Origin of the sequence: Tunturibacter psychrotolerans, from assembly GCF_040359615.1 — a bacterium.
In the GTDB taxonomy this organism is placed as follows: Bacteria; Acidobacteriota; Terriglobia; order Terriglobales; family Acidobacteriaceae; genus Edaphobacter; species Edaphobacter psychrotolerans.
Window position 1 is genome coordinate 154,198 of record NZ_CP132942.1, and the last position, 25,589, is coordinate 179,786.

At 58.6% G+C, this 25,589-nt stretch carries 17 protein-coding genes; 7 read left to right on the forward strand and 10 right to left on the reverse strand.

What is annotated here, in order from left to right; genetic code table 11:
• Positions 1–25 precede the first annotated feature (25 nt).
• The 3 genes from RBB77_RS00510 to RBB77_RS00520 all read right to left on the reverse strand — a co-directional run bounded on the left by RBB77_RS00510 (position 26) and on the right by RBB77_RS00520 (position 5,154).
• Positions 26–1,285: an efflux RND transporter periplasmic adaptor subunit gene (locus RBB77_RS00510; RefSeq protein WP_353064228.1), complete on the reverse strand. Its 1,260-nt coding sequence runs from the start codon at positions 1,283–1,285 to the stop codon at positions 26–28.
• Between the two features lie 129 nt (positions 1,286–1,414).
• On the reverse strand, positions 1,415–4,237 hold the full coding sequence (gene ligD, locus RBB77_RS00515; protein WP_353064229.1) for a DNA ligase D: 2,823 nt from the start codon (positions 4,235–4,237) through the stop codon (positions 1,415–1,417).
• Positions 4,238–4,245: 8 nt separating this feature from the next.
• Entirely contained in the window at positions 4,246–5,154 is a 909-nt protein-coding gene (locus RBB77_RS00520; protein ID WP_353064230.1) for a Ku protein, read from the reverse strand.
• 160 nt (positions 5,155–5,314) lie between these two features.
• On the opposite strand from RBB77_RS00520, the gene RBB77_RS00525 reads away from it, so the two are divergent.
• Positions 5,315–6,190 (forward strand): CPBP family intramembrane glutamic endopeptidase, encoded by an 876-nt coding sequence (locus RBB77_RS00525; RefSeq protein WP_353064231.1) that lies wholly within the window; start codon positions 5,315–5,317, stop codon positions 6,188–6,190.
• On the opposite strand, the gene RBB77_RS00530 is transcribed toward RBB77_RS00525, so the two are convergent.
• The 3 genes from RBB77_RS00530 to RBB77_RS00540 all read right to left on the reverse strand — a co-directional run bounded on the left by RBB77_RS00530 (position 6,115) and on the right by RBB77_RS00540 (position 10,462).
• Positions 6,115–6,885, reverse strand: coding sequence for a CPBP family intramembrane glutamic endopeptidase (locus tag RBB77_RS00530; protein WP_353064232.1), 771 nt, complete (start codon positions 6,883–6,885; stop codon positions 6,115–6,117). The genes RBB77_RS00525 and RBB77_RS00530 overlap by 76 nt on opposite strands.
• 67 nt (positions 6,886–6,952) lie before the next feature.
• Positions 6,953–9,106: an elongation factor G gene (gene fusA / locus RBB77_RS00535; protein ID WP_353064233.1), complete on the reverse strand. Its 2,154-nt coding sequence runs from the start codon at positions 9,104–9,106 to the stop codon at positions 6,953–6,955.
• Positions 9,107–9,463: 357 nt separating this feature from the next.
• Positions 9,464–10,462 carry a LacI family DNA-binding transcriptional regulator gene (locus RBB77_RS00540; protein ID WP_353064234.1) on the reverse strand — a complete coding sequence of 333 codons (999 nt, stop codon included), beginning with the start codon at positions 10,460–10,462 and terminating at the stop codon, positions 9,464–9,466.
• Between the two features lie 405 nt (positions 10,463–10,867).
• Between RBB77_RS00540 and RBB77_RS00545 the strand changes: the two genes are divergently transcribed.
• A complete protein-coding gene (locus RBB77_RS00545) occupies positions 10,868–12,286 on the forward strand; it encodes a glucoamylase family protein (protein ID WP_353064235.1) in 1,419 nt (472 codons plus the stop codon).
• Here the strand turns inward: RBB77_RS00545 and ligA are convergent.
• Complete coding sequence (ligA, locus tag RBB77_RS00550) at positions 12,276–14,417, reverse strand: NAD-dependent DNA ligase LigA (protein WP_353064236.1); 2,142 nt, start codon at positions 14,415–14,417, stop codon at positions 12,276–12,278. The genes RBB77_RS00545 and ligA overlap by 11 nt on opposite strands.
• A 183-nt stretch (positions 14,418–14,600) precedes the next feature.
• Here ligA and RBB77_RS00555 point away from each other — a divergent pair, with 183 nt between their 5' ends.
• Together RBB77_RS00555 and RBB77_RS00560 are read left to right on the forward strand one after the other, a co-directional pair.
• A complete protein-coding gene (locus tag RBB77_RS00555) occupies positions 14,601–15,506 on the forward strand; it encodes a formate/nitrite transporter family protein (protein ID WP_353064237.1) in 906 nt (301 codons plus the stop codon).
• An 86-nt stretch (positions 15,507–15,592) separates the two neighbouring features.
• The gene (locus RBB77_RS00560) at positions 15,593–16,594 is read left to right on the forward strand and encodes a zinc-dependent alcohol dehydrogenase family protein (protein ID WP_353064238.1); all 1,002 of its coding nucleotides are present in this window, start codon (positions 15,593–15,595) and stop codon (positions 16,592–16,594) included.
• Between the two features lie 25 nt (positions 16,595–16,619).
• Here the strand turns inward: RBB77_RS00560 and RBB77_RS00565 are convergent, their stop codons facing one another.
• Together RBB77_RS00565 and RBB77_RS00570 are read right to left on the reverse strand one after the other, a co-directional pair.
• Positions 16,620–17,600 (reverse strand): substrate-binding domain-containing protein, encoded by a 981-nt coding sequence (locus tag RBB77_RS00565; protein ID WP_353064239.1) that lies wholly within the window; start codon positions 17,598–17,600, stop codon positions 16,620–16,622.
• Positions 17,601–17,716: 116 nt separating this feature from the next.
• Positions 17,717–18,709 (reverse strand): substrate-binding domain-containing protein, encoded by a 993-nt coding sequence (locus RBB77_RS00570; RefSeq protein WP_353064240.1) that lies wholly within the window; start codon positions 18,707–18,709, stop codon positions 17,717–17,719.
• A gap of 207 nt (positions 18,710–18,916) precedes the next feature.
• Between RBB77_RS00570 and RBB77_RS00575 the strand changes: the two genes are divergently transcribed.
• Both RBB77_RS00575 and mfd read left to right on the forward strand, forming a co-directional pair.
• Positions 18,917–20,257: a glycoside hydrolase family 18 protein gene (locus tag RBB77_RS00575; RefSeq protein ID WP_353064241.1), complete on the forward strand. Its 1,341-nt coding sequence runs from the start codon at positions 18,917–18,919 to the stop codon at positions 20,255–20,257.
• Between the two features lie 12 nt (positions 20,258–20,269).
• Positions 20,270–23,983 (forward strand): transcription-repair coupling factor, encoded by a 3,714-nt coding sequence (gene mfd / locus RBB77_RS00580; protein WP_353064242.1) that lies wholly within the window; start codon positions 20,270–20,272, stop codon positions 23,981–23,983.
• Here mfd and RBB77_RS00585 read toward each other — a convergent pair.
• Entirely contained in the window at positions 23,980–24,933 is a 954-nt protein-coding gene (locus tag RBB77_RS00585) for a hypothetical protein (RefSeq protein ID WP_353064243.1), read from the reverse strand. The genes mfd and RBB77_RS00585 overlap by 4 nt on opposite strands.
• Positions 24,934–25,107: 174 nt before the next feature.
• Here RBB77_RS00585 and RBB77_RS00590 point away from each other — a divergent pair, with 174 nt between their 5' ends.
• The gene (locus tag RBB77_RS00590; protein ID WP_353064244.1) at positions 25,108–25,581 is read left to right on the forward strand and encodes a cupin domain-containing protein; all 474 of its coding nucleotides are present in this window, start codon (positions 25,108–25,110) and stop codon (positions 25,579–25,581) included.
• The last annotated feature ends 8 nt before the right edge of the window (positions 25,582–25,589 follow it).

The following is a 25,589-nucleotide window of genomic DNA, read 5'->3' on the forward strand; positions in this document are numbered from 1 at the left end:
ATCCCGGCCGTCGCCTGGGCTCTGTCTAATTCAAGCGAACCCGATCCGTGTTATCCCACCGGCTCATGTCCGACAGAATTACCGTATCGCCTTCCTGCAATCCTTCCAGCACCTGAATGCTGTTCACCGAAGCACGTCCTACCTTCACCGGAACTCTCACCGCAGTCTTGCCGTCCGTTCCTTGTCTGAAGAGGCTGATCGTGCTGTTCTCATTCCCGAACGCCGGTCGGCCCACATAGAGCACATCGGACATCCGGTCCAGATCGATCGTTCCGTCAACACTCAAGTCGGGGCGAGCACCCTGCGGCAGGGCTCCAGCAAGCTCTACGTCAACCGTTACCGTTCCGTTCAATACCGCAGGATCGATTCGCATCACCTTGCCGTTGATCACGCCGTTATGCGTGTCAATCTCAGCCGGCTGTCCGATTTGGATATCCCTCGCCTGCGTCTCGGCAATCTTCAAACTCGCCTTCAACTGGTCCGGCTGGACCACCTTCGCCAGCGTCGTTCCCGGAGCAACATGCTCGCCTACCTGATGCGGCAGCTCAACCAGCACACCGCTTATCCCCGCCCTCACACTCAACGCATCCAGCTGCTTCTGCTTCAACCCAAGCAGCGCCTTCGCCTGATCCACCTTGGTCTGTTGCACAGCGAGCTGCGTCTCGATCGCCTTCTCATTCAGCGTAAGCCGCTGCTTCTCAAGATCATTGCGCGTCGTCAACTCATCGGCTTTGCCCTTCGAGGCGCTGTAGGTCAATCCACTGATCACGCCCAAATCGAACAACGACTTATCCGTCCGCGCCTGTAGCTGAGCCTGAGTATGATCCGCCCCCACCGTCGCCGCCGCTGCCTTCTGATCCATCAGGTCGCTCTGTACCTTCGCACGGGTATTGATGTAGTCAGCCTCCGCCCCCTTCATTTGCAGCTGCGCGTCCAGCAACTCCTGCTGCAACTGTGGATCAACAAGATCCATCAAAATCGTGTCCGGCTCAACCTTCGCTCCCGGCAGCACGCGAATCCGCACAACCGTCGCTTCGGTCTCAGAAGGTATCAGCCGAATCTTGTCTTCCCGAGGAACCAGCGAACCCGGTCCCCGTACCTGACGCAACAAAGGCCCACGCTTCACTGAGTCGGTCCAAACCGTCGCCCGATCAACCTCAGGCGCCGCAGGCTTCAACCGGGTGACAAAAAACGCAATTGCCGCAAGCACCACTACAGCGCCGCCACCTGCAATCCACTGCCGACGCATCTTCTTCTGCTTTATGTCTGGTCTGGAGATATCCATTGCGTCTGGTCTAAGTGCAAGCGCAAGGCCATCCTCAATCACACGCTTTCAAATACTTACAGAGCAACGCGCACCACCGCCCGTCCGCAATCGAAACAAACTGTCCATTATCGAACACGCAAATTTTAGCTAAGCTGCCGGCGATATCTTCAAGATTTCCAACATCTTCGGAGTAATCCGTTGACGTACCTTCAAAAAATCCTTCCACGGATCGCGCTTCAGCCCTCCCTGCCATTCTGCAAAACTCGCGACATACACGACAGTCCGCTCCGTCGCCTTCAGGTCTCCCCAATCCAGCGGAAGCGAAACCGCTGCGCCAGCACGAGCCCTCGGGGAGAAGGCCGCCACCGCAGTCGCGCCTCGTTCGTTCCGCAGGTAGTCCAGGAAGATCCTGTCTTTCCGCGCAGCCTTACTCATCTTCGTCAGATACACGCCTGGCTGGTCTTTTTCCATCTTCAACACAAACGCATGCGCAAACTGTTTGATCACTGCCCAGTCGTACTCCGGCACAACCGGAATCACCACATGCAGCCCCTTACCCCCAGTGCTCTTCACAAAGCTCTCCAGACCGAGCTGCTCAAGCTCCTTACGAACCTCCACAGCGCTCTCGGCCAGCCTCGGCCACGCAATCGCAACATCCGGATCAAGATCGATGATGATACGGTCCGGATGCTCAAGATCGTCATTACGCGATCCCCACGGATGCACTTCGAGCACGCCCATCTGCGCAAGCCCAGCCAGAGCCTCTGCCGTCGACAATGTAATGTAAGGCTCGATCTCCCCCGTCTTCTTATCCGGCACATTTACCGAAGTGATCCCCGGCGGCAGCATGGCGTTCACATGCTTCTGATAAAAACACGGCTTCTCGCTCCCGTCAGGGCAGCGCACGAGAGACACTGGACGCCCCTCGATATGCGGCAGCATATGCGACGCGATTGCCCAGTAGTAATCCGCCAACTGCTGCTTCGTTAGCTCGGTCTCCGTATCGAGAATCTTTTCGGGGTGCGTTAACCTCACTGGAGCGTTCTCCAACGTAGACTTCGCGCTCTTCTTCGCAGTCTTCACGGGAGCCGCCTTCGCAGTATCTCCCTCGTCAGGCTCAGTCTTCGCCGCAATCCCAACGGACGCGGAGTGTGAAGCACTCTTCGCGCCGCGCGCACGAGGCACAACCGTAGGCTCCTCCCGCCGAACCTCAATGGCAGGTTTATCCTCTCGCAATCCCTTGAACGAAGACTGTCGTACGAGGTTATCCGCGGTCCACGTTGCAAAATTGACTTGCGCCACCAGCTCAGGTTTCACCCAGATCGCCCCCCGTTTCGCCTCAGGCGGCGGGTTCTCAAACGGATTCTCTTTTTGACGCAGCTCTTCAAGCTGATTCCGAAGAACGCGATGTGTCTTCTCCGTAAATCCTGTACCCGTGCGTCCCGCATAGATAAGCTTTTTATCGTCGTAGTATCCCAGCAGTAGCGCCCCAACTCCATGACTTCCATTCGAAGGCAAAGTAAACCCGCCAATAACAAACTCCTGCTCGTGCACACACTTCAGCTTCAGCCAACTTCCACCCCTGCCGCTCGAATATTTGCTGGCAGCGCGTTTGGAGACGATCCCCTCAACATGCATCTCGCAAGCCTTCCGGAAGACGACTGCTCCGTCGGTCTCCAGATGTTCACTGAGTCGCAAAAACTCACTGCCGCCCTCCAAAAGAGTCGCAAGCAGCATCTTTCGTTCAACCAGCGGCAGACCCCTCAGGCTGTGTCCATTCAGATGCAGCAGATCAAACACGAAATAACTAAGCGGTTTCTTTACGCCCTCCTGAAAAGCAGCCTGCAAATCGGCAAAGCTGGTCGTGCCGTTCTCCGCCAGCACCACTACCTCACCATCCAGAATCGCTCGCTCCACCGGCAACTTCCCAACCAGAGCCCCAATCGTCTTCATGCGATGCGTCCAGTCCAGTCCAGTCCTAGTCAGCAGCTGAACCTTATCGCCATCCTTGCGAGCCTGGATCCGATAGCCATCAAGCTTCAACTCGTGCAACCATCCAGGCCCGCTCGGCGGAGTCGTAGCCTGCAACGCAAGCGCCGGCGTAATAAACTGTGGAAGTTTCTCTTTAGGCGCTCCTGCTGGCACCTTCAATTCAGTGGTAATGTCCTTCGACTTCCGAGACGCCTCGCCCTCGTCAATCAGGACCACTCTCACATCGGCCTTCTTCGGAACTTCAACACCGCCTTCCTTGCGATACCAGGCATCTCCCTTCGCGGTTTCCTTCGAGTTCCAAACATGATCTTCGTTGCTCGCAATCTCTTCGAGACTCCGTTCCGTGACTACACTATTCGGCTCTTCCTCCGTGACAGCCGCGTCATCCTGCTTCCGCTCGAACTCGTCGTGCTCCTTGATCAACAGCCAATTCGGCTTACTCTCATTCGCCGCCTTGCCACCCATGCGAATCAGCGCCCATTTCCCCTTCATCTTCGTGCCGTGCATGATGAACTTCAGCGATCCTGTCCGCAGCCCTTCATCCACATCGGTATGCCCCGCCTGCGGCTCCCACGTTCCCTGGTCCCAAACCATCACCGTGCCGCCGCCATATTGCCCCTTCGGAATGATCCCCTCAAAGCCGCCATACTCCATCGGATGGTCTTCGACCTGCACCGCCAACCGTTTGTCTCCAGTAAAGTAACTCGGCCCCTTCGCCACCGCCCAGCTCTTCAACACCCCATTCCATCCAAGCCGAAAATCGTAATGGAGCCGCGTAGCCGCATGTTTCTGAATCACAAAGGGCAGCCCAGTTCCCTGAGCTGCCTTGTTCTTTGAAGTTCTTTCTGACTCTTTTTTCCCACTAGGCTCCGCCGTTACATCGAAGTCGCGCATCGACCGATAGCGTTCCAGCTGCTCATCTACCGCATCCGCCGCACTCATCGGTGACTTCGACTTGGCTCTCTTCTTCGTAGCCATGACGAACGCTACGCCGATTTACGCGGCTTATGCGCCTTCGCCGGCTTTACCAGTTCGATGCCCTTCTGTGCCTCCGCCGCAGCTGTAGCCTTCGCCGGAGCCTTCTTCTTGCCCGCTGCAGCCGCCGCCTCGTCACCCTGCACACTCTTCCGCAACGCATCCATCAAATTAATTACTTTGCCAGACGTCGGCACCGGCTCATCCTTCGGAATTGGCGCGTGCTTCACCTTCGCCTCAACCATCTCTCGTAACGCAGCTTCATACTCATCTTTGAACTTCTCTGGCTCAAACTTCGAAGCCTTGCGCTTGATCAACTCCTTCGCTAACGAGAGCTGATCCTCATCCACCGCCACCTTCTTGATGTCTTCGAAGAACTCCTTAGGATCCCGAAGCTCTTCCGCATAACGCATCGTGTAGGCCATCATGCCTGGCAGTTTGTCATCCGTGTCGGCCGAAACCGCAACCAGATGTTCACGTCCACTAAACGCAATTTTTCCCAGCGCAATCTTCTTCATCGACTGAAGCGCCTTGCGAACCACAGCGAACGCCTCTGCCTGAACGTCATTCTCCGGCACTACAAAATACGGCTTCTCAAAAAACTCAGGATCAAGCTCCTCAGCGTCGACGAACTGCGTCACCTCAATTGTGTGCTTCGAAGGAATTCGAACCTGCTCAATCTCCTCCGGCTCGATCATGACGTACTCGCCCTTACGATACTCGTAACCCTTCACGATATCGGAGCTCTCAACCTTCCCCTCATCGCCAGCAGAAACCTTCTGGTGTTTGATCCGCTCTCCGGTCTTGCGACTCAGTTGATGAAAACGAATCTCGCTCTTCGACTCCGTCGCCGTAAAGAGCTTGACTCCAAACGAAACAAGCGAAATCTGTATCTGACCTGACCAGTAAGGACGTGGCATAAGGGGTTCTCCAGTTCGATTGGAAGCAAACAAAGGCCCGGAAGATGCTTTTATCACCAGAAAGCCCGCCAATACAACCCCTAAGACGTGGTAGCAGACTCAAACGAGCCATTACTCATACATAAAACACCTCTTCGGTCCCTATACTGAAGCCCACCAAATGTTCACTCTGCCCAACATATTCGCGGCCATCCTCACCCTGATTCCTTTTCTCTGCGTAGCCTTCTCCGGCGACGCGTTCCGCAAACAAATCCAAGGGTCGCCAACACCAATCAGACTTCTCCTACCGGCCATACTCTGTCTTCCATATCTCATCGTAAGCAAAGCTACTTCCACTTTCCTTTGGGACTGGTTCGCTCTCTACGCTCTGCTGCCGGTCGCCGTCGCGCTCCTCCTGCAGCACGCCCGATACGTCGACAATAATCAAAACGGCAATTGGCGAGACTATCTCGTCCTCATCACTCTCGGTCTCGCCGTCGACCTGCGCTGGTTCGAGCCCGCATGGCCTCCACACCTCGCCGTCTTCAACAAGATGATCCTGCTCAACGCAGGCATCTACGGTTTCCTCTTCGTCCGCGACTTGAACGGTGTCGGATTCGATCTCCGCCTCCGACTGAGCGACCTCCGCATCGGCCTGCGCGAATGCGTTTTTTACATCCCCATCGCGCTCATCCTTGGCCTCACCCTGGGCTTTCTCCACGTCCACGCCATCTGGCCTCATCCCTGGAAGCTCGTCGGCGCCTATCTCTTCACGTTCCTCTTCATCGCAGTCCCCGAAGAGCTCTTCTTTCGTGGCTGGTTACAGAATCTCCTCGAACGACGCCTGGGACGAACTCAAGCTCTTCTGCTAGCGAGCACCCTCTTCGGCCTCTCCCACTTCAACAAGCGCGCCGTCCACTTCAACTGGCGCTACGTTCTGCTCGCCGCCATCGCCGGCATCTTCTACGGCAGAGCCTGGCGTCACAGTCGCCGCGTCGCAGCCTCAGCCATCACCCACACCACTGTCGACACCTTGTGGTCCATCTGGTTCAGATGATGCCGCCCATGTGGCCGATATCGCAAGTAGCCCAGCCCCACCCGCATGTTGTGCTGCACCGACGCCGGCAAAGTCACCGCAACGCAGATACCGAGAATCGCGTGCGCCATCCCCAACGTAAACAGATTGCGATAGCGCAAAAAGACAAGACAAGAAGCCACACCCCACACCAGTGTCATCACCGTCAGCACAGGATTAGGCAGATGCGCCAACGCAAACAGGCCCGCCGCTCCTATCACCGCAACTCGCCGATCGTTCGTCAGTTTCAACAGCCGGCGCATCACGAAATCCTGCAGCAGGAATTGCTGAAAAAAAGACCACACCGCATAGCCCCAAAAGCCCTGCACCAGTCGCAATGTAGTATTTGGCGCGTGCAACGTCTGCATCCGCCCGGCAAAGAGCACCGCGCACGCCGCAAAACATAACGCCACCCCCACAACCCACAGTGACCGGAAAAATCCCGCGACTCGTACTCCCATCGCGTCCCAGCCGCTAAACGAGATCCACGTTGTATACCCAATCCACCCAAGCGTCACAAAATACAGCACACGCCGCAGGGGTGCCGGGGTCCAGATCACCACCAGGATCAGTCCATATCCCACAATCAGATCAAGCAGCGTGCGCCGTCTCCACCCCGCGGCACCTGGCCCCTCTGGCCGAGAGAAATCCAACGCGCTGGCTGTACTCAAACTCATAGCACACGATCCGGCAAATTCATCGAATCTTTATGTTAGTACGAGCTGGCTCGCTCCCGAATTTTTCCTATTCGTCCGCCTCGTCGTGAAGCGGCCGTTTCGCGTTCGCCAGGATCTTTTGCGCCAGCAACGCGGGCACCACTTCATAGTGGCCCATCTCCATCCGGAAACTCCCGCGTCCCTGCGTAATCGACGTAAGCGTCGTCCCATAGCTCAGCATCTCCGCCAGAGGAACCTCCGCCCGCACCGTCGTCCCCGCACCGCCGCTCTCCATCCCCTGCACGCGTCCACGCCGTCCGTTCAAATCCCCGAGCAACGCCCCGGCAAAGTCATCCGGCGCCTCGATCTCCACTCGCATCACTGGCTCCAGCAGCACCGGTTTTGCCTGCTCCATGCATTTACGAAACGCCAGCCGCGCCGCCATCTTGAACGACATCTCGCTCGAATCGACATCATGGTAGCTGCCGTCGAATACCGTCACCTTCAAATCGACCACGGGATATCCCGCCAGAAATCCTCGCGCCGCCGACTCCCGAACGCCCTTCTCAACCGCCGGCACATATTGTCGCGGAATCGACCCCCCGAAGATTTCGTTTCCAAACACGACACCGCCGCCCCTCGGCATCGCCTCCATCCGAATCTTGCAATCGCCGTACTGCCCATGGCCTCCCGTCTGTTTCTTGTATCGTCCCTGCGCCTCCGCGCGACCAAGAATCGTCTCGCGATACGGTATCTTCGGCGCCTTCAAAGTCACATCCGTGTGGTATCGCCGCTTGAGCTTCGAAACAACAGCTTCAATATGCTGCTGCCCCGCCCCAGCCACCAGAAACTCATTCGTCTGTGGGTCACGGAAGAACTTCACCATCGGATCGTCTTCCATCAGCTTATGCAAAGCGGGCCCAAGCTTGTCCTCATCCGCACGCGACTTCGGTTCAATCGCATACGTCATCGCTGGCTCAGGCATAGGCACCGGCTCCAGATAAACCTCATGAGCTTTGTCGCCAAGCGTGTCTCCAGTCAAAGTCACGCGCAACTTCGCCACCGCACCGATGTCTCCCGCATGCAGCTCCGACACCTCCACTGCCTTCCGTCCCTGCATAATCGACAGGTGCGCCAGCCTCTCCGGCTCATGCCGAGTGAAGTTCTGCACCGTCTTATCCGTCGTCATCATCCCGCTTACGACTTTAAAGAACGAGATTCTCCCGGCAAACGGATCGGTCATCGTCTTGTACACATAGAGCGCCAGCGGCTCCTTGTCATCCACCTTGCGCATCACAATCTCGTCCTGATCGCCGCCCACCCCACTCCCGTTCACACCTGACGAAGATGAGTGCAGTATGCCCCGGGTAGCCACCGGTTCCCGCTCCGTCGGCGCCGGCGCATACACCTTCAGAAAGTCCAGCAGATGGTCAGTCCCCACATTCCTCAACCCGCTCACGTACAGCAACGGGAAGATTCTGTCCTCGCGAATCGCCTCATGTAGCGCAACGATCAAATGCTGCTCCGGAATCGTTCCTTCGCGAAAGAACTCTTCCATAAGCTCGTCCTTCCCCTCGGCAACCAATTCCACCAGAGCCTCATGCGCTGCCTTCGCGTCCGCCTTCAGCGCCTCAGGAATTACACCAACCTCACCCCGCCCATCGCCATCCGGCTTATACAGATAGGCCTTCATCGTCACCAGATCCACAACACCGTGGAAGCCATGCTGATCGACGATCGGCAACTGCACCGGCACAACCTGCCGTCCCCACTTCTCCTGCAACAGTTCAATCATCCGTTGCCGCCCCACTCTGCTGTCAGCCTTGGGATGATCGACCTGATTCATCGCCAGCACGCGCGGCAAGCTCACCTCAGCGGCATACTTCCACACTCTATCCGTAACCGCCTCCACTCCCGTCTGCGCATTCACCACCACCAGCGCTACCTCAACCGGCAGCATCGCCGCGCGTGTCTCGTGCACAAACATATGAAATCCAGGCGTATCAATCAGGTTGATCTTGATCCCGCTCCACTCCGCAAACGCTACGGCATTCGACATCGTCGTTCGCCGCGCCACCTCTTCTTCGTCGTACGCCGTCACCGCTGATCCGTCCTCGATGCGTCCTCGTGTCATCGTCATCTTCGCGGCATGAAGCAACGCGCAGATCAGGGTCGTCTTTCCACTATGCGCATGGCCCACCACCGCCACATTACGAATATCGTTTCCCAGATAAACCTTCATGTCAGACTCTCCTTGACAATCTGAGCTGATCAATCACCATCGGTTACAAAATGGAATCTCCTCAACGGCGGCGGTCCGAACAATCTCCGAGGAGGAGCAGCCACCGTTGGCGACCATCGAGTTCGGCCCCTTCTGAGGCCGGTATCTCGAGGAGCAGGGATGCTATCACAAACTCAGTCCTGCTTCCTTCCCCTAATTTCCTCAGCGGCAACGGGCCCCTGGGACTTCAGAAATAAGAGTTAGCCGCACGTCCAATATCCGGGTCGCTACCCGCACGCAGAGTCAGGCTCGCCACACTCCTCAAGCCCTACCGGCGCAGGGAACCGACCCCGAAGCTCAACAAACCGATACCGCTAGCTATCTCTTACCGGCTCCAGGAGGGCACGTTGACTCTCGCACCACCAACTCCGGGTCAACGACGATCTGTTGCGTAGCATTCCCCCCGCTCCGCGACCCAATCTGTTGCAACACTGTCTGAGCCGCCAGAACCCCCATCATCCGCAACGGCTGTCGCACCGTCGTCAGCGCAGGGTTCTGAAATGCCGCCGACTGGACATCGTCAAAGCCCACCACCGAGACATCCTGTGGCACCCGCAGCCCAGCCTCTCGCAACGCCTTGATAGCACCAATGGCCGACACATCGTTGAACGCAAACAACGCAGTAAAGCTCTCGCCACTCGCCAGCAACTTCTGCGTCGCCAGATACCCTGGTTCATGCGTCGGCTGATCTCCCTCAAGCTGTGCCACCAGTTGCGGAAGAATCGTCATCCCTCTCTTCTCCATCACATGGCGAATCCCCCTCCACCGCGACTCCGTATCCGAGCTAAACTTCTGCCCCTTGATGAAGGCAAGCCGCTTATGCCCTAGTCCGCTCAGGTGATCGATAGCAAGCTCCGCGGCCAGCCGATGATTCAGCACAATATTAATCACGCCCTTCGGCTCATGATGGCCCGAGACGCTCACCGTTGGAATCGCCCACCTATCTCGCAGCAGCGTATCCACAGCGATCACGCCCTCCACAGCACGGTCGCGAAACAGCCGTTCACTTCGCTGAATCATCTCTTCACGGTGATGATGGCTGATCAAAAAATAAAAGTAATCCGACTGCATCAGTTCGTACTCAATCCCACTCAACACAAGCGTTGCGTACCCCTCGCTTACCTCCGGCACAATCACGCCGACCGTCTGACTCCGTCGATTGCGCAAGGAGCGGGCAAATAGATTCGGCCGGTAGTTCAGCTCCTCCGCTGCCGCCACGATCCGGTCCTGCGTAACCTTCGGAATCGAACGCGCAGCTGGCGCTCCACTAAGGACGCGAGAGATCGCAGCCATCGACAACCCAAGATGGTCGGACAATACCTTCAGGCTCGCGGGCTTATGCTCTTGTGTCTTCGATTCTGGCGTCGCAGATCTTTTCGCGCGTCCACGCATTCATGCAGTCTGTCACAAGTCACACTCTGTGTGGCTAAATCCTCCGCCCGATCCTTGACACTCGCTTTCTGAAACGGCAATATCCAAAGACAAAAGTTTGCCTGACACAGGTCCAAACCACGCAACTCCACGCTCCCTGAACACTGCACTTCCTGCCCAGAACATCGCGCCAGCATCCACATTCGCACGCGCGGCATCCAACGACCTGGGGAGGTCCGACTCCAGGCTTTCACTAAAAACCGGACACGCTCTACAACGTCCGCGGTACTTTTACACGATTCACAGAGTCAGACAAGTCTGCTGCCCTGGCAAGACCGTACGATAGAGAAGATGAGTTTCAGCACCTCGACTCCGCCTAAAATCACGAGACGTCGCGCGACCAAACTCCTCGGCGGAGCCATACTCTCAGGTCTTGTAGCCTCCCCTCTCGCAGCGCAGCAGGCCGCCCAACCCACCTACTCAAGGCTCCTGAGCGACGAAGACCTCGCCTTCCTCGAAGAGATGGAGCGAGCAGGCTGTCTCTACTTCACCGAGCAGGCCGACCCAGCGTCCGGGCAGGTCCTCGACCGCGCCACCAACAAGACCGCCACCGGAGAGTTCGACCAGCACTTCGCCGCAAGCATCGCCGCTACCGGCTTCGGCCTCACCGCCCTCTGCATCTCCGACAAACGCGGATACCTCGACACCGATCGCATCAAAAAGCAGGTCATCACCACGCTCGACTTTCATCTCAACAAGATGCCCGACGAGCACGGCTTCTTCTACCACTTCAGCGACGTCAAAACAGGTAAGCCCCTCATCAACGTCGAAGTATCATCCATCGACACCTCCATCTTCCTCTGCGGTGTCCTCACCGTCCGGGCCTACTTTAACGACCGCAGAATCACCGACCTCGCCACGCAACTCTACAACCGCGTCGACTGGCCCTGGATGCTCAACGGCGGTAAAACCTTCTCCATGGGCTGGCATCCCGAGACCGGCTTCATCTCCACCCGCTGGGACCACTACGCCGAGCTGATGATGATGTATCTCCTCGCCATCGGTTCGCCCACCCACCCCATCTCCCCCGACTCCTGGAGCGCCTTCACCCGCCCGCCCATCACCTTTGGTCCCTACTCCTACATCAGCGGGCGCGACCCCCTCTTCGTCCACCAGTACTCCCACGCCTGGTTCGACTTCGCCGGCAAGCGCGATGCCTACGCCAACTACTTCTCCAACTCCATCACCGCCACCCGCGCCCACAAAGCCTTCTGCCTCGGCCTCAAACGCGGCTACACTGACGACTACTGGGGCGTCTCCGCCTCCGACTGGCAGCACGGCTACACCGCCTGGGGCGGCCCTCCTCTCATGGGTCCGGTCGACGGATCCGTCGTCCCCTGCGCCGCCGCCGGATCCCTCCCCTTCCTCCCGCACGATTGCATCCGCGTCCTCCGCGCCCTTCGAGAAAACTTCGGCCAGGACGCATGGGGCCGCTACGGCTTCTGCGACGCCTTCCACCCCGAACTCCACTGGTACGACCCCGACGTCCTCGGCATCGACCTCGGCATCAGCGTCCTCATGGCAGAAAATCTTCGCAGCGCCTTCGTCTGGGACACCTTCATGCAGAACCCCGAACCAGTCGCCGCTATGAAGGCCTGCGGATTCCGCGGCACTCGGCAGACGACCAATCCCTCCGAGCCAAAACCAGTCCCCATCCCAAGCCCCAGTCAACCCGTGACTCCAAGCACCAACCGCCCCCCTAACCTGTAGCCGGTCCCGTCTCCAGCAGCTTCAGCAATCCCACTTCATCAAGCACGGCCACCCCCAGCGAGTTCGCCTTATCCAGCTTCGAACCCGCCTCCTCCCCCGCCACCAGATAGTCCGTCTTCTTACTCACGCTCCCCGAAACCCGCCCCCCCGCCGACTCAATCTTCTCCTTCGCCAACTCGCGCGTAAGATTCGGCAGCGTTCCAGTCAGCACAAACGTCAACCCCTCCAGCATCGAAGTTGTCACGCGCTTCTCCGCCGTCATCGTGAGACCCAGCGCCGTCAGATCTCTCACCAGATCCTTGTTCTTCTCCACCGCAAAGAACTCCACAATCGCCTGCGCCACCTTCGGCCCTACCTCCGTCACTGCCTCCAGCGCCGGGCCCGCTTTCTCCATATCCTGGCTGGCCGCCGCCTCCAATTCCTGCATCGAACCGAAGTGCGCCGCCAGCAACTGTGCAGTCCGCTCGCCCACAAACCGAATTCCCAGACCCAACAACACCCGCGCCAATCCAGCTTCCTTCGACCGCGCAATCTGCGCCAGCAAAGCGTCTGCCGTCTTCTCACCCACCCTCTCCAACCCAAGCAGGTCCTCGCGTTTCAAACGATACAAATCTCCAATCGTCCTAATCAGCGCCTTCCGCGTCACGACCGGAGCACCCTCCTCCGTCACAACTTCCCCATCGCCACCCAGCTCTGCACCCTGCCCGAGCAACTGCGCCACCATCGCATCGCCCAACCCTTCAATGTTCATCACCCCGCGCGCCGCCCAATGCAACAACTCCTCACGTACTCGCGCCGGACAGGAGTTGTTCACACATCTCCAATCAACCTCTCCCTCCACTCTCATCAATGGGCTTTTGCACACCGGACAAAACTCCGGAAACACAATCCCCTTCGCCCCCCGCGGATGCGTCTTATCCTCCACCACCTCCACAATCTTCGGAATCACATCGCCGCCGCGCTCCACCTGCACAAAATCCCCAATACGAACTCCAAGACGTGCAATCTCATCCGCATTGTGCAGCGTAGCCCGCGTCACAGTTGTCCCGCCGATCAACACCGGAGTAAGCGCAGCCACAGGCGTCACCTTCCCCGTCCGCCCAACCTGAAACAAAACATCCTCCAACTTCGTAATCCCCGCACGCGCCGCAAACTTATACGCAATCGCCCACCGCGGAGCCTTCCCCGTAAACCCAAGCCGCCTCTGCTGCGCCGTAGCATCCACCTTGATCACGACACCATCAATCTCATACCCCAACGTGTCGCGCAGCGGCTCTGCATCTCCGATAAACTTCACCACCTCATCGATACTCTTCAGCGCCTTCGCATACTTGTTTACGCGAAAACCCGATGTCTTCAATGCCTCGAGCGTCGTCGACTGCTGCGGCAATAAAAACTCTCCATCCCGCAACAAAAAGTAAGCATAAAAATCCAGCCGTCTCTGCGCGACGATGTTCGGCTCGAGCGTCCGTATCGTTCCCGCCGCCGCATTACGCGGATTCGCCGCCGGAGCCTGTCCCGCCGCCTCGCGTTCCTCATTCATCTTCACAAACGCCGTCTGCGGCAATACCACTTCTCCCCGGACCTCAAAGCTCTGCGGCAACCCCGCCGCCTTCAGCTTCGCAGCCGAGATACTCAGGGGCACCGATCGAATAGTTCGCACATTGCTCGTCACATCCTCGCCAATCGAACCATCCCCACGAGTCAATCCCCGCTCCAGATGCGCACTCCCACCCGCGCCCGGCCCATACTGCAGCGCAAGCGACAAACCATCCAGCTTCAGCTCACACACATACCGCACTGCCTCGGTACTCGGCAGCGCATCCCGCACCCGCTGGCCCCACGCCCGCAGCTCTTCCTCGTTGTAAGCGTTATCGAGCGACAACATCGGCCGCGAGTGCGGCATCTTCACAAATCCATCCTTCGGCTTGCCCCCGACCCGTTGCGAGGGAGAATCCGCAGTCACCAGCTCAGGATGCTTCTCCTCAAGCTTTTTCAACCGGTTCATCAGGGCGTCATACTGCGCGTCCGTGAGCTCCGGCGAATCTTCGACGTAATACAAATATTCGTGGTGGCGAAGCTGATCGCGCAGCTCTTGGATCTCTTGATCGGGTGTCGAAGCGGTTGCCATACGCAAAATTATAAAGACGCATGCACGTTGGTCGGGATACCGTTTCTGACCAACGGGAGGACCCTGGCAAAACCGCCGTTGCAAACAGGTACACACGCCACGAAGTGGCCGCCCCACGCGCAGTGGGCCCGTCCGGCAGGACGCGCGCCGTTCCGTCCTTCATTTTTTCTGCATCCAACACTCATGCCCTACCGCCTTCGACGCTACCCACCCCCGCCCCCCGCGAGCCAGGACGCACAAAAGAATCTAGAGCGCCCCAGCGCCCAGGACATCTACGAGCAGGTAGCCAACAACGCCCGCCAGGAGCTGGGCCGTTCCAGCATCTCCCTCGCCATCTCCGGCCTCGCAGGCGGCATCTTCATGGGCCTCTCCGCTCTCGGCAACGCCATCGCCATCGCTCTCCTCACTACCCCCGGAACAGTTCCCACCCACACCATCTTCTTCGTCGGCAAGATGTTCTACCCCCTCGGCTTCATCGTGGTCATCCTCGGCCGATCGCAGCTCTTCACCGAAAACACCCTCTATCCCGTCGCCCTCGTCCTCGCAGAAAAGAAGCACTTCTGGAAAACTCTCCGCCTCTGGGCGACTGTCCTTCCCGCGAACGTTCTCGGAGCTCTTTCCTTCTCCGTCATAGCCGCCCTCACCAACGCCCTCAAACCCGAGATCGTTCAAGCGCTCGCCGGCCTGGGCCTCGAAGCCATCCACAACCCAGCCGGAACCATCTTCTGGAGCGGCGTCATGGGTGGTTGGATCATCGCCACCGTAGCCTGGCTTGTCTCCGGCTCTCACTCCATCACCGGCTCCGTCATGATCATCTGGATGCTGACCTTCGTCGTCGGCCTCGGCAACTTCGCCCACTGCATCGCCACCAGCGGCGAGATCCTCACCGCCATCCTCATCGGCAAAGCTGCATGGAGCAGCTACTTCATCTGGCTCCTCCCTGCCGTAGCGGGCAACATCTGCGGCGGCGTAGGCATGGTCACCCTCCTCGAATACGGCCAGGTCATCTACGGCGGCGACGCCGACGCCGAAGCCATCGCCCCTCTCCTCAGAGAAGAACCCAAACAGGAAGAGTCCCTCAAAGCCTGACGATCCGCTCAAACCAACTGCCGTCCTTCTGAGTCCTTCTCTCATCGCCTTCATCAAACGAGGCATAGAAGGAACAAGGAACCCACATGCCCGACACCGTAAAGATCGTCCGTTTCCACAAGACCGGCAGCCCCGAAGTCCTTCAGTTCGACGAACTCCCCCTCCCCGAACCAACCCAGGGAGAGGTCCGTCTCCGCGTCAAAGCGCTCGGCCTCAATCGTGCCGAGGTCATGTTCCGCAACGGCCAATACCTCGAAGCTCCCATCGTCCCCGCAAAGAACGGCTACGAGGCGTCCGGCACCATCGAAGCAGTCGGTCCTGGCGTCGACCCCACATGGATCGGCAAGACAGCCAGCACCGTTCCCGGCCTCTTCAGCCTCAATGCTCACGGTGTCTACGGCGAAGTCGCTATCGTTCCAGCCACAGCACTCGCCGAGTACCCCGCCCAACTTTCCTACGAAGAAGGCACCTCCATCTGGATGCAGTACCTCACCGCATACGGCGGCCTCATCATGTTGGGCCACTTGAAAAAAGAAGACTTCGTTCTCATCACAGCAGCCAGCAGCAGCGTAGGTGTCGCCGCCATTGAAATCGTAAAGGCAGAGGGCGCCACCAGCATTGCAGTAACTCGCACTGCCGCAAAAAAAGCAGAGCTACTCAGACTCGGCGCAGACCACGTCATCGTCTCCGACGAAGAGGACCTCGTCGCCCGTGTAAAAGAAATCACCGCTGGCAAGGGCGCCCGAATCACCTTCGATCCCATTGGCGGGAAGATCGTCGAAGCTCTCGCCGCAGCCGCCTCCAAAAACGGCATCATCTTTGAGTACGGCGCTCTCGCCCCCGAACCAACCCCCTACCCGCTCTTCACTGCCCTCAGCAAATTCCTCACCATCAGGGCTTACACCCTCTTTGAGGTTGCTGCAGATCCCATAGAGTTTCCCAAAGCCAAGAAGTACATCTTCGACCACATCGTCGCAGGCAACTTCAAGCCTCTCATCGACAAGACCTTTCCCTTCGCCGAAATCGTCGAAGCCCACCGTTACATGGAGTCCAACGCTCAGATTGGTAAGATCGTCGTCACGCTCTGACCCATCACGAGCCTCTGCCTGAAGATTACGGCGCCTTATCTTCCCCAATGTTCAACAGCGTATCCACATTGCTTTTATCCACCAACGTAACTCCCGTATCGATAAGTGTCGGAAACGGTGAAAATGAGTCCAGCGCATATTCCCGCATCATTGGCGTTACTGGATAGTGATGAATATCGTCCAGCGCCTTCAGCCCCACCAGCGCCATCGTAAAAGGCTTCTGCGAGATGGTCGAATCGATCGTCCCATCCTTCACGCCTTGGAGCACAGTCTGGTCCGTATCCATCGCCACCAGCAGCCGGTCCTTCACGTTCTCCCGTCGAAACGCCTCGGCTACATCTCTCCCCGAAGCCGCCTCAAGGCACACGATCGCGTCAATCCTGTTCGCTCCCGTCCGCGACAGATAGTCCCGCGTCTGGTCCATCGCCAGCCCGGAATCCCCCTTCATGTCGAACACATCGACAATCTTGATTCCCGGATAGTGCGAGAACGCGTCTTTATACCCCTTCAATCGCTCGTCAATATTCGGCTGACCAGGAATCGAAAAGAAAGCCACGTTCCCCTTACCATTCAGCTTCGCCGCAACCCGCTGTCCGCCCAACCTCCCCGCCTGCAGATTGTTCGTCCCAATGAAGTAGAGCCGTGAACTCGCCGGAGCATCCGAGTCCATCGTGATCACCGGGATCCCCGCGTCCATCGCAGCTTTAATCTCCGGCGACATCAGCTCCGCGCTCGCCACCGAAACCAGAATCCCCGCAGGTTTTCGCGCTACCACCGTGCGAAATTCCGCCACTTCGCCCTGCGGATCGAACGTATTCGTCCCGCGCATCTCGGCCGAAACCCCATACTGAACCGCAGCCTTCTGAAACCCGGCATTCGCCGCCTTCCAGTAAGGCAGGTTGATGTTGGTAGCAACCAGGTAATAGTGCTCGTCTTTGCTGTGACGGGTGCATCCCGCAAGCAGTGGAAGGAACATCGCCAAGAGCGCAAAAAGAGGTCGCCTCATGAAGTGGTTCATCGTCATCCTCTGGCAAAACTTCTGTCCGAAGCCGAAAAACATAAAACTCCGACAGCGGCAGAGGTATATCCCGGGGGCCTGATGCTACGTTTTGCCGCTCGACCCTACTGGTTCGCCTCCTTTTGCTTCTTCATCACGGCGCTCAGATTTGTCTTATCCACCAGCGCGACTCCGGTATTCACAAACGCCGGAAACGGAGAATAAGGATCCAGCGCAAAGTCCTGATCCATCGGCTTCACAGGATAGTGGTGAATCTCATCCAACGCCTTCAGCCCCAGATACGCCATCGTGTACGGCTTTTGCGAGATCGTCGAATCGATCGTGCCATCGCCGATCAGTCTCAACGTGTCAGAGTCCACGTCCATCGCGACCAACAAACGGTCCGTAATATTGCGCCGTTTGAACGCCTCCGCCACATTCACACCCGAACGCGAGTCCAGGCAGATAAACGCATCTACCCTCGCTGGCCCCTTCCGTTCAAGGTACTCACCCGCCTTATCCAACGCCGTGCCCGGGTCTGCCTTAATGTCGAAGTTCTCCACCACCTTGATTCCCGGAAACCCGGCGAAGATATCCATATAGCCCTTCAAACGTTCGTCAAGGTTTGGCTGCCCCGGGTTAGAAAAGAACACGACATTTCCTTTCCCATTCAACACCGCAGCCACACGCCTTCCGCCCAATCGCCCAGCCTCCAGATTATTGGTGCCAATAAAGTACAGCCGCTTGCTCTCTGGCGAATCCGAGTCGATCGTGATCACCGGAATACCCGCTGCGATTGCCGCGTCAATCGCCGGTGCCATCAACTGCGAGTTCGCAACCGAAACCAGAATCCCCGCAGGCTTCCTTGCCACCATCGCGTTGAATTCATCGACCTCCGCCTGTGCGTTCAGACCGGCCGGCCCTCGCGTATCGACCGAAACCCCGTACTCCAGTCCAGCTGCCGCAAATCCGTTCGCGGCCGCCTTCCAATAGGGCACCGCCGTATTCGTGGCGATCAGGTAATACTGCTCGCTTTTGCTGTGGCGGGTGCATCCCGCAATCAGTGGAAGCACCACCGCTAAAAGCGCAAAAAGATACCGCTTCCTCAAAATATTCATGGCTGTCCTCCGGCTCATCCTGTCCGATGCCGAAACATATCGAAATCGGGCAGCAGCGCAGGATATATTTCCTGCGGGTGCCAGATACTACTCCAAATCACTCTGCACAGTAAACTCTGGGGGATCTTCCTCTCCAACTCACTTTGGCCGGTAACATACTCCATTCATTGACGCCGTCGGGCACTGCCTCGAATACTCAACTAGGACATGAAGCGTTTCCTTCCGCGTTTCGTCTGTCAAATTGTGCAGACGTTCTTACATAGAGCCCGACTCCTCCTGCTCCTCACGCTGGCCGCGCTTGCCTCTCAGCCCAACGCCGCACACGCACAATCCAATGCGAAAATCGGTCATCAACCAGCTCTGAAACCGGCCTCAATACCAGCACTAGTCGGCTACTTCCCCCAATGGGGCATCTACAATCAGCCGCAATATCTCGTCAAAAACCTCGCCACAGGTACCACTCCTTTGGTCGATCAGATCAATTACGCACAGGGCTTTGTCACAAACGGGCACTGCTCTATCGCCGATCCCAACGCCGATCTCAACTACACCTTCACCGCCGAGCAAAGCGTCGACGGCAAACCTGACACCCCAACTCAACCCTTTCGCGGCAACCTCCATCAGCTTCAGAAGCTCAAACGCAAATTCCCGAACCTACGCATTCTTATCTCACTCGAAGGCCACGCCACCGACTTCGCCGACGATGCTCAACCCGCGAACCGCGCAGCTTTCGTCACCTCTTGCATCGACACCTTCCTCAAAGGTCAATTCGCCCCCGGAATCACCATCCCCAATCTCCTCGACGGTATTGACCTTGACTGGGAATACCCCCATCAGCCTGACGCCGCCAACTATGTCGCGCTCCTCCAGGAGTTCCGCCGTCAGATGGACGCCCTCCGTCCCGGCCTTCTCCTCAACGTTGCCGTCGGACCTAGTCCCCGCATGTACGAAGGCACCGACATGGCCGAGATCGGCCGCCTCGTCGATCGCATCGGTCTCATGACCTACGACATGAGCGGCCCCTGGAGCGACACCACAGGCTTCATCGCCCCTCTTACCGCAAGCCCCAACTACAACGGCGGCACCGTCGCCCACTCCGTCGAGGCCTACCTCGAGGCTGGCGTCCCCGCCGAAAAACTCCTCATGGGAGTTCCCTTCTACGGCTACGGCTGGAATCAGGTCCCTGAAGACGACAACGGACTAGCCCAGGAGGGCTCCCCCATCCACGGCGATCGCCCCTACAGTTACATCGCCACTGTCATCCCAACCTCCACCGTCTACCGCGATCCCGATTCGCAGACACCCTGGCTCTTCGACGGCGACATCTTCTGGACCTACGACGATCCGCTCTCCATCACCCACAAAGCTCGCTACGTGCTCGACCATCAGCTCGGCGGTCTCATGATCTGGGAGCTCGGCGAAGACAACGCCGCATCCGATCTCCTCCACGCCGCCCACGAATCGTTACAGACCCCGACTCAGCCAGCGCTCTCGAACGCAGATGAGCCATCTGAAGGCGATTCTGCCCTACCCGCACCTTCGAGATAAACTTAGTACAGCATGGTCTTACCCTTCGTCCGCGAGCTCCTCGCTGACCTGGAGCACTCTGAAGCATTCGAGCGTGTACGCCGCCACCTCAGCGGAGGCACGGGGCGCAGACGTGTCTCTGGACTCACCTTCACCGCCCGCGCCCTCTATCTCCCCTTCTTCGTTCGCGCCGCACAAGCACCCTGCGTCATCATCGTCGCCGACAACAAAGCCGCCGAAGCCCTCCAGGCCGCAGTCATCAGCGCCTGCGAGCTCACCGGCGCCCTCTCCGCCGAATCCGTCCTCCGCCTCCCCGCTCACGACGTCCTCCCCTTCGAAAACCTCTCCCCCCACCCTGAAATCCAGGAGACCCGCGCCGCCACACTCTGGAAGATAGCCACCGGCCAAGCCAAACTCGTCATCGCACCCGTCGAAGCCGCCTGCATGCGTCTCTTCCCGCGCGACTACTACCGCGCCCTCACCCTCCATCTCAAAGTCGGCGAAGAGTACATGCCCGACATGCTCGTCGAGCACCTCCTCTCCGTCGGCTACACCAAAGTAGACGTAGTCGAGATGCCCGGCCAGGTCACCCTCCGTGGCGGCATCCTCGACGTCTACTCCCCCGAGATGGACCGTCCCGTCCGTATCGACTTCTTCGGCGACGAAATCGAATCCATGCGCCGATTCGACCCCGACACCCAACGCTCCGCCAGCACTCTCGACAGCGCTCTCCTCCTCCCACTCACCGAAACCCCAGTCACCGATAAGCTCCTCACCGCCATCAACGCCCGCCTCACCCGCGCAGGCACAGCAGGCGCAGCCATCGAAGGCGGCGAAGAGCCCACCGAGCTCTTAACACACGTCAGCACGCGCACAGGCGAAGCCACCATCTTCCCCGGATGGGAGTTCTTCGCCCCCGTAGCCGGAGCCAACCTCACCCTCCTCGACCTCCTCAGCGCATCCAGCCCCACCGCCCCCCGCGTCTTCCTAGAAGAGCCCGCCATGGTCAAAAATCAAGGCGAGCGCTGGTGGAACAAGATCGAGCAGCGCCACGAGCGCTCCGGCATCGGCAACCTCGTCCGCCCTGAAGACATATACCTCTCTCCCTGGGACCTCGACGACCGACTCCACAAGTTCTCCGGCGTCGAACTCGACCAACTTGGCGCAGTCGATGTCCTCGACGCCGACCGCAGCGACCTCTCCGAAGTCGACTTCGCCACCCGCCCCACCATGCGCTTCCACGGCTCCATCCCCGCGCTGATCGACAATCTCAACTCGCTCATCAAGCAGGAAGCCCGCATCCTCCTCACCGCACCCAATCAAGGCGAAGTCGAACGCCTCGCCGGTCTGCTCCAGGAGTATCAACTCCCCTACCGCCTGGGCTCCCGCAGCGAACAACACGGCAGCTCCACCGTCTACACCGAATCGAGCTACCTCGGCGGCAACACCATCGACCTTCGCATTCCGGTCATCGTCAAAACCCCCATCGCTGCTGGCGTCCAGATCCTCGATCTCGACAAGGCGACCGCCCGCCAGATCATCATCTTCGGCGCACAAGACCTCATCGACGACGCGGACGTTACCACCCGCCCCGTCCGCCGCGGCAAATCTAAAGCCGCTGCCTTCATCTCCGACTTCCGCGACCTCGCCGTCGGAGACTACGTCGTCCACGTCGAACACGGCATCTCCCGCTACTGCGGCCTCCGTGTCATCGAAGAGAACGATCAGCCCCCACTCGAGCTCATGATCCTCGAGTTCGCCGACGAAGCAAAACTCTACGTCCCCCTCACGCGCCTCGACCTCATCCAGAAGTACCGCTCCAGCGAAACCGGCCCACCGCCAGAGTTAAATAAACTCGGCACCCAGTCCTGGCAGAAGACCAAAGCCCGCGTAAAAAAAGCGATGGCCGACATGACTGCAGAGCTGCTCAAGCTCTACGCGCAGCGTCAGGCCGCCGTCGGCACGCCCTTCTCGCCCGACACCAACATGCAGCACGAGTTCGAAGACGCCTTCGACTTCAACGAGACCGACGACCAACTCACCGCCATCGCCGACATCAAGGCCGACATGGAGTCCACCCGCCCCATGGACCGCCTCCTCTGCGGCGACGTCGGCTACGGCAAAACCGAAGTGGCCATGCGCGCCGCCTTCAAAGCCGTGCAGGACTCCAAACAAGTAGCGGTCCTGACACCGACAACAGTCCTAAGTTTCCAACACTTCGAGTCCTTCAAAAAACGCTTCGCCAACTTCCCCGTCAACATCGAAATGATCTCCCGCTTCCGCACTGCGAAAGAAAAAAAGATCATCCTCGAAAAAGCCGAAGCCGGAAAGATCGACATCCTCATCGGCACCCACGCGGTCCTCTCCAAAGACTTAAAGTTCCAGGACCTCGGCCTCCTCGTAGTGGACGAAGAGCAGCGCTTCGGCGTCCGCCACAAAGAGCGCCTCAAACAAATGCGCGCTCAAATCGACGTGCTCTCTATGTCCGCCACGCCCATCCCGCGCACCCTTCACATGTCGCTCATCGGTCTCCGCGACATGTCCGTCATCGAGACTCCCCCCAAAGACCGCATGGCCATCCAGACCATCGTAGCCAAGTTCGACGAAAAACTAATCCGCACCGCAATCGAGATGGAGCTCGAACGCGGCGGTCAGATCTACTTCGTCCACAACCGCGTAGAAACCATCTACGACCTCGCCTCCAAGATCCGCGAACTAGTCCCGCAAGCAAGAATCGTCATAGGCCACGGCCAACTCCCCGAAGCCGAGCTCGAGCGCGTCATGCTCGCCTTCATGAACCACGAGTACGACGTCCTCGTTGCCACCAGCATCATCGAAAACGGCCTCGACATCCCTCTCGCCAACACCATCATCATCAACCGCGCCGACCGCCACGGCCTCTCCGAGCTCTACCAGCTCCGCGGCCGCGTAGGCCGCAGCAATCGCCGCGCCTACTCCTACCTACTCATCCCACCCGAAACCGAACTAACCGAAATCGCTCGCCGCCGCTTGGCCGCATTGAAAGAATTTTCCGACCTAGGCGCAGGATTCAAAATTGCCGCTCTAGACCTCGAGCTACGCGGCGCAGGCAACATGCTCGGCGGCGAGCAATCTGGCCACATCGAAGCCATCGGCTTCGAGATGTACACCACCATGCTCGAAGAGGCCGTCCGCAAGATGAAGGGCGAAGAAGACAAACCCGCCCACGCCAACACCGTCATCAACCTCGGTATCTCCGTCCGCATCGACAGCGACTACATCGCCGAAGAAAACCAACGCCTCCGCATGTACAAGCGCATCGCCGGCGCCCAAACCCAGGCCGACCTCACCGACGTCCGTGCTGAACTGCAAGACCGCTACGGCACACCACCCGAAACCGTCCTCAACCTTTTAGCCGCAGGCGAAATCCGTCTCCACTGCGAACAACTCGGAATCTCCCAGCTCGATCGCAAGCGCACGCAGGTCGAACTCCCCAACCCCAACGGCAACAAGAAGACCCCCATCAAGACCTTCGTCGAGATGCTCCACGTAAAATTCGCCGCCGTCAACGCCGACCCCTCCCACTTCACCAACGGCAACAACAAAACCGTAGACCCCGGCACCCTCATGAAGCTAGTCAGCCGCAACACCAAGCGCGGCGCCCAATTTAGCCCAAACGGCACCTTACGCTGGCCCCTCCCCTCCGCCAAAGCCGAAGACGTGCTCTCGGAAACCCGCGCTCTCCTCGACTCCCTCAACGTCCCTTAGCGCTTCGCCCGAACTAAACTCAGCTGCGGAGCTCTCCCCTGCGTGACATATGGCTGGGCATAGATTGAGTACGACTCCCCAGGCACCGAAATATCGACAGCCATCTCTAACCGTGGAACATCCACTGGCATAGTCACCGTAAGGTCGTAATAGCCATATCCGTCGCGCAGCGCGTCGCGAATCGCGCCCCCCAAAGTTCTATCCTCAGTCTCGCGACCTCGCACTCTTTGAAACACCGGTGCTCCAGAGCCTCCAGCCACACTGCTCACCGCATCGTTCGAGGAAGTAGCGGAGATAAAGCTGCTGCCAGCGTCATAGGCCCCGGCTGCGTAAACCTGCTTCCAGGGATCTCCTCCCACGTGATACACCGAGATCCCCGGCAATAATGCGACCGCACGTTGAAAATCGCTCAGCTGAACGCCAGGCTGTGTCACCAGAAAAACAACGCGTCGCCCTGTGAACCGCGTCAACCTCGCTGTAGCCAAATTGATACTGCGATGCGTCTGTCCCTTATGAGCCAGTTCTAACTTGAGCTGCGAGGAAGAGGAGACATAGGGCGTCTGAATACCCCCTGCATCCAACACGCTCACTCTCCAGTTGGCCTTCCACAGCGCATCCAGCTTGTCTGGCAACTGGCGAACCACCTCAGCGTCGCTCGTCAAAAGTACCAGCAGCAGTTTCGTCGGAACTCCAGCACTCCCGCGGCTCCTCCGATCACGCACGCCCTCTACCTTCACTTGCGTAACAGTCGAGATGCCTCCCGCCACAAGTTTCACTTCGAAATTCCTTGCCTCGAGCCTCCTCACCGGCTCTCCCGACGTATCCCGCACCTGCACTGCGATGTGCGCCTCCCCCGATGCAGGAGCCAAAGCCACACTGGCCCCCTGTCCCCAAATCGAAGGAGATCCCAGAACCCAGAACCCGATCAGCCAGAATACGCCTGCTTGCACGATACTCTCCCGAACCCCGGCAGTGCAGCGCTCAGAAGAATAGCATTCAAAGATATCGACACGTCCTTGTTCGTGACGCCAGCCCCAGACTTCACCGTAACCTTTTCCCCAACTCCGTGTCCTAACAAGTAGGTCACCGAAGGCGGTCTCTCATCGAGACGGGAAAGGGGTCTTATGCACACACCCATCCAGATCGGCAAACTCAGCATCACCTTTCTCCACAGCCGTCATCAAACCCATGGAGCCGCGGATCTCTTCGAAGTCATCATCCCGCCACACGCCCATCTCAACATCCCGCACTTGCATCGCATCTCCGACGAGACCATCCTCGGCATGAACGGCATCACCACCTGGATAGTCGATGAGCGCCGCATCGCCCTTCACCCGGGCGAGCAACTCGACATCCCGCACGGCACGGTCCACTCCTGCCTCAACGACCAGCAGACCACCGCACGCATCATCTGCCTGCTCACCCCAGGCCTCCTCGGTCCCGAGTACTTCCGCGAACTCGCCGCCGCCCTCCACGCCGAAGACCCTCCCAACCTCGCCTATATCGGCAGCGTCATGGCGCGCTACGACATCATTCCGGCCGCTGTTCCATCCCCCTCCCTCCCAAATCAAGGAGCAGTCCTCTTCGCCGTGCCGTAAACTGGTCG

Bases quoted from the DNA above. Each gene is read 5' to 3' on its own strand.
- RBB77_RS00555 (WP_353064237.1), top strand. From the start codon at position 14,601: ATGCCCTACCGCCTTCGACGCTACCCACCCCCGCCCCCCGCGAGCCAG.
- RBB77_RS00510 (WP_353064228.1), bottom strand. From the start codon at position 1,285: ATGGATATCTCCAGACCAGACATAAAGCAGAAGAAGATGCGTCGGCAG.
- RBB77_RS00520 (WP_353064230.1), bottom strand. From the start codon at position 5,154: ATGCCACGTCCTTACTGGTCAGGTCAGATACAGATTTCGCTTGTTTCG.
- RBB77_RS00525 (WP_353064231.1), top strand. From the start codon at position 5,315: ATGTTCACTCTGCCCAACATATTCGCGGCCATCCTCACCCTGATTCCT.
- fusA (WP_353064233.1), bottom strand. From the start codon at position 9,106: ATGAAGGTTTATCTGGGAAACGATATTCGTAATGTGGCGGTGGTGGGC.
- ligD (WP_353064229.1), bottom strand. From the start codon at position 4,237: ATGGCTACGAAGAAGAGAGCCAAGTCGAAGTCACCGATGAGTGCGGCG.
- ligA (WP_353064236.1), bottom strand. From the start codon at position 14,417: ATGGCAACCGCTTCGACACCCGATCAAGAGATCCAAGAGCTGCGCGAT.
- RBB77_RS00530 (WP_353064232.1), bottom strand. From the start codon at position 6,885: ATGAGTTTGAGTACAGCCAGCGCGTTGGATTTCTCTCGGCCAGAGGGG.
- RBB77_RS00560 (WP_353064238.1), top strand. From the start codon at position 15,593: ATGCCCGACACCGTAAAGATCGTCCGTTTCCACAAGACCGGCAGCCCC.
- RBB77_RS00570 (WP_353064240.1), bottom strand. From the start codon at position 18,709: ATGAATATTTTGAGGAAGCGGTATCTTTTTGCGCTTTTAGCGGTGGTG.
- RBB77_RS00565 (WP_353064239.1), bottom strand. From the start codon at position 17,600: ATGAGGCGACCTCTTTTTGCGCTCTTGGCGATGTTCCTTCCACTGCTT.
- RBB77_RS00575 (WP_353064241.1), top strand. From the start codon at position 18,917: ATGAAGCGTTTCCTTCCGCGTTTCGTCTGTCAAATTGTGCAGACGTTC.
- mfd (WP_353064242.1), top strand. From the start codon at position 20,270: ATGGTCTTACCCTTCGTCCGCGAGCTCCTCGCTGACCTGGAGCACTCT.
- RBB77_RS00590 (WP_353064244.1), top strand. From the start codon at position 25,108: ATGCACACACCCATCCAGATCGGCAAACTCAGCATCACCTTTCTCCAC.
- RBB77_RS00545 (WP_353064235.1), top strand. From the start codon at position 10,868: ATGAGTTTCAGCACCTCGACTCCGCCTAAAATCACGAGACGTCGCGCG.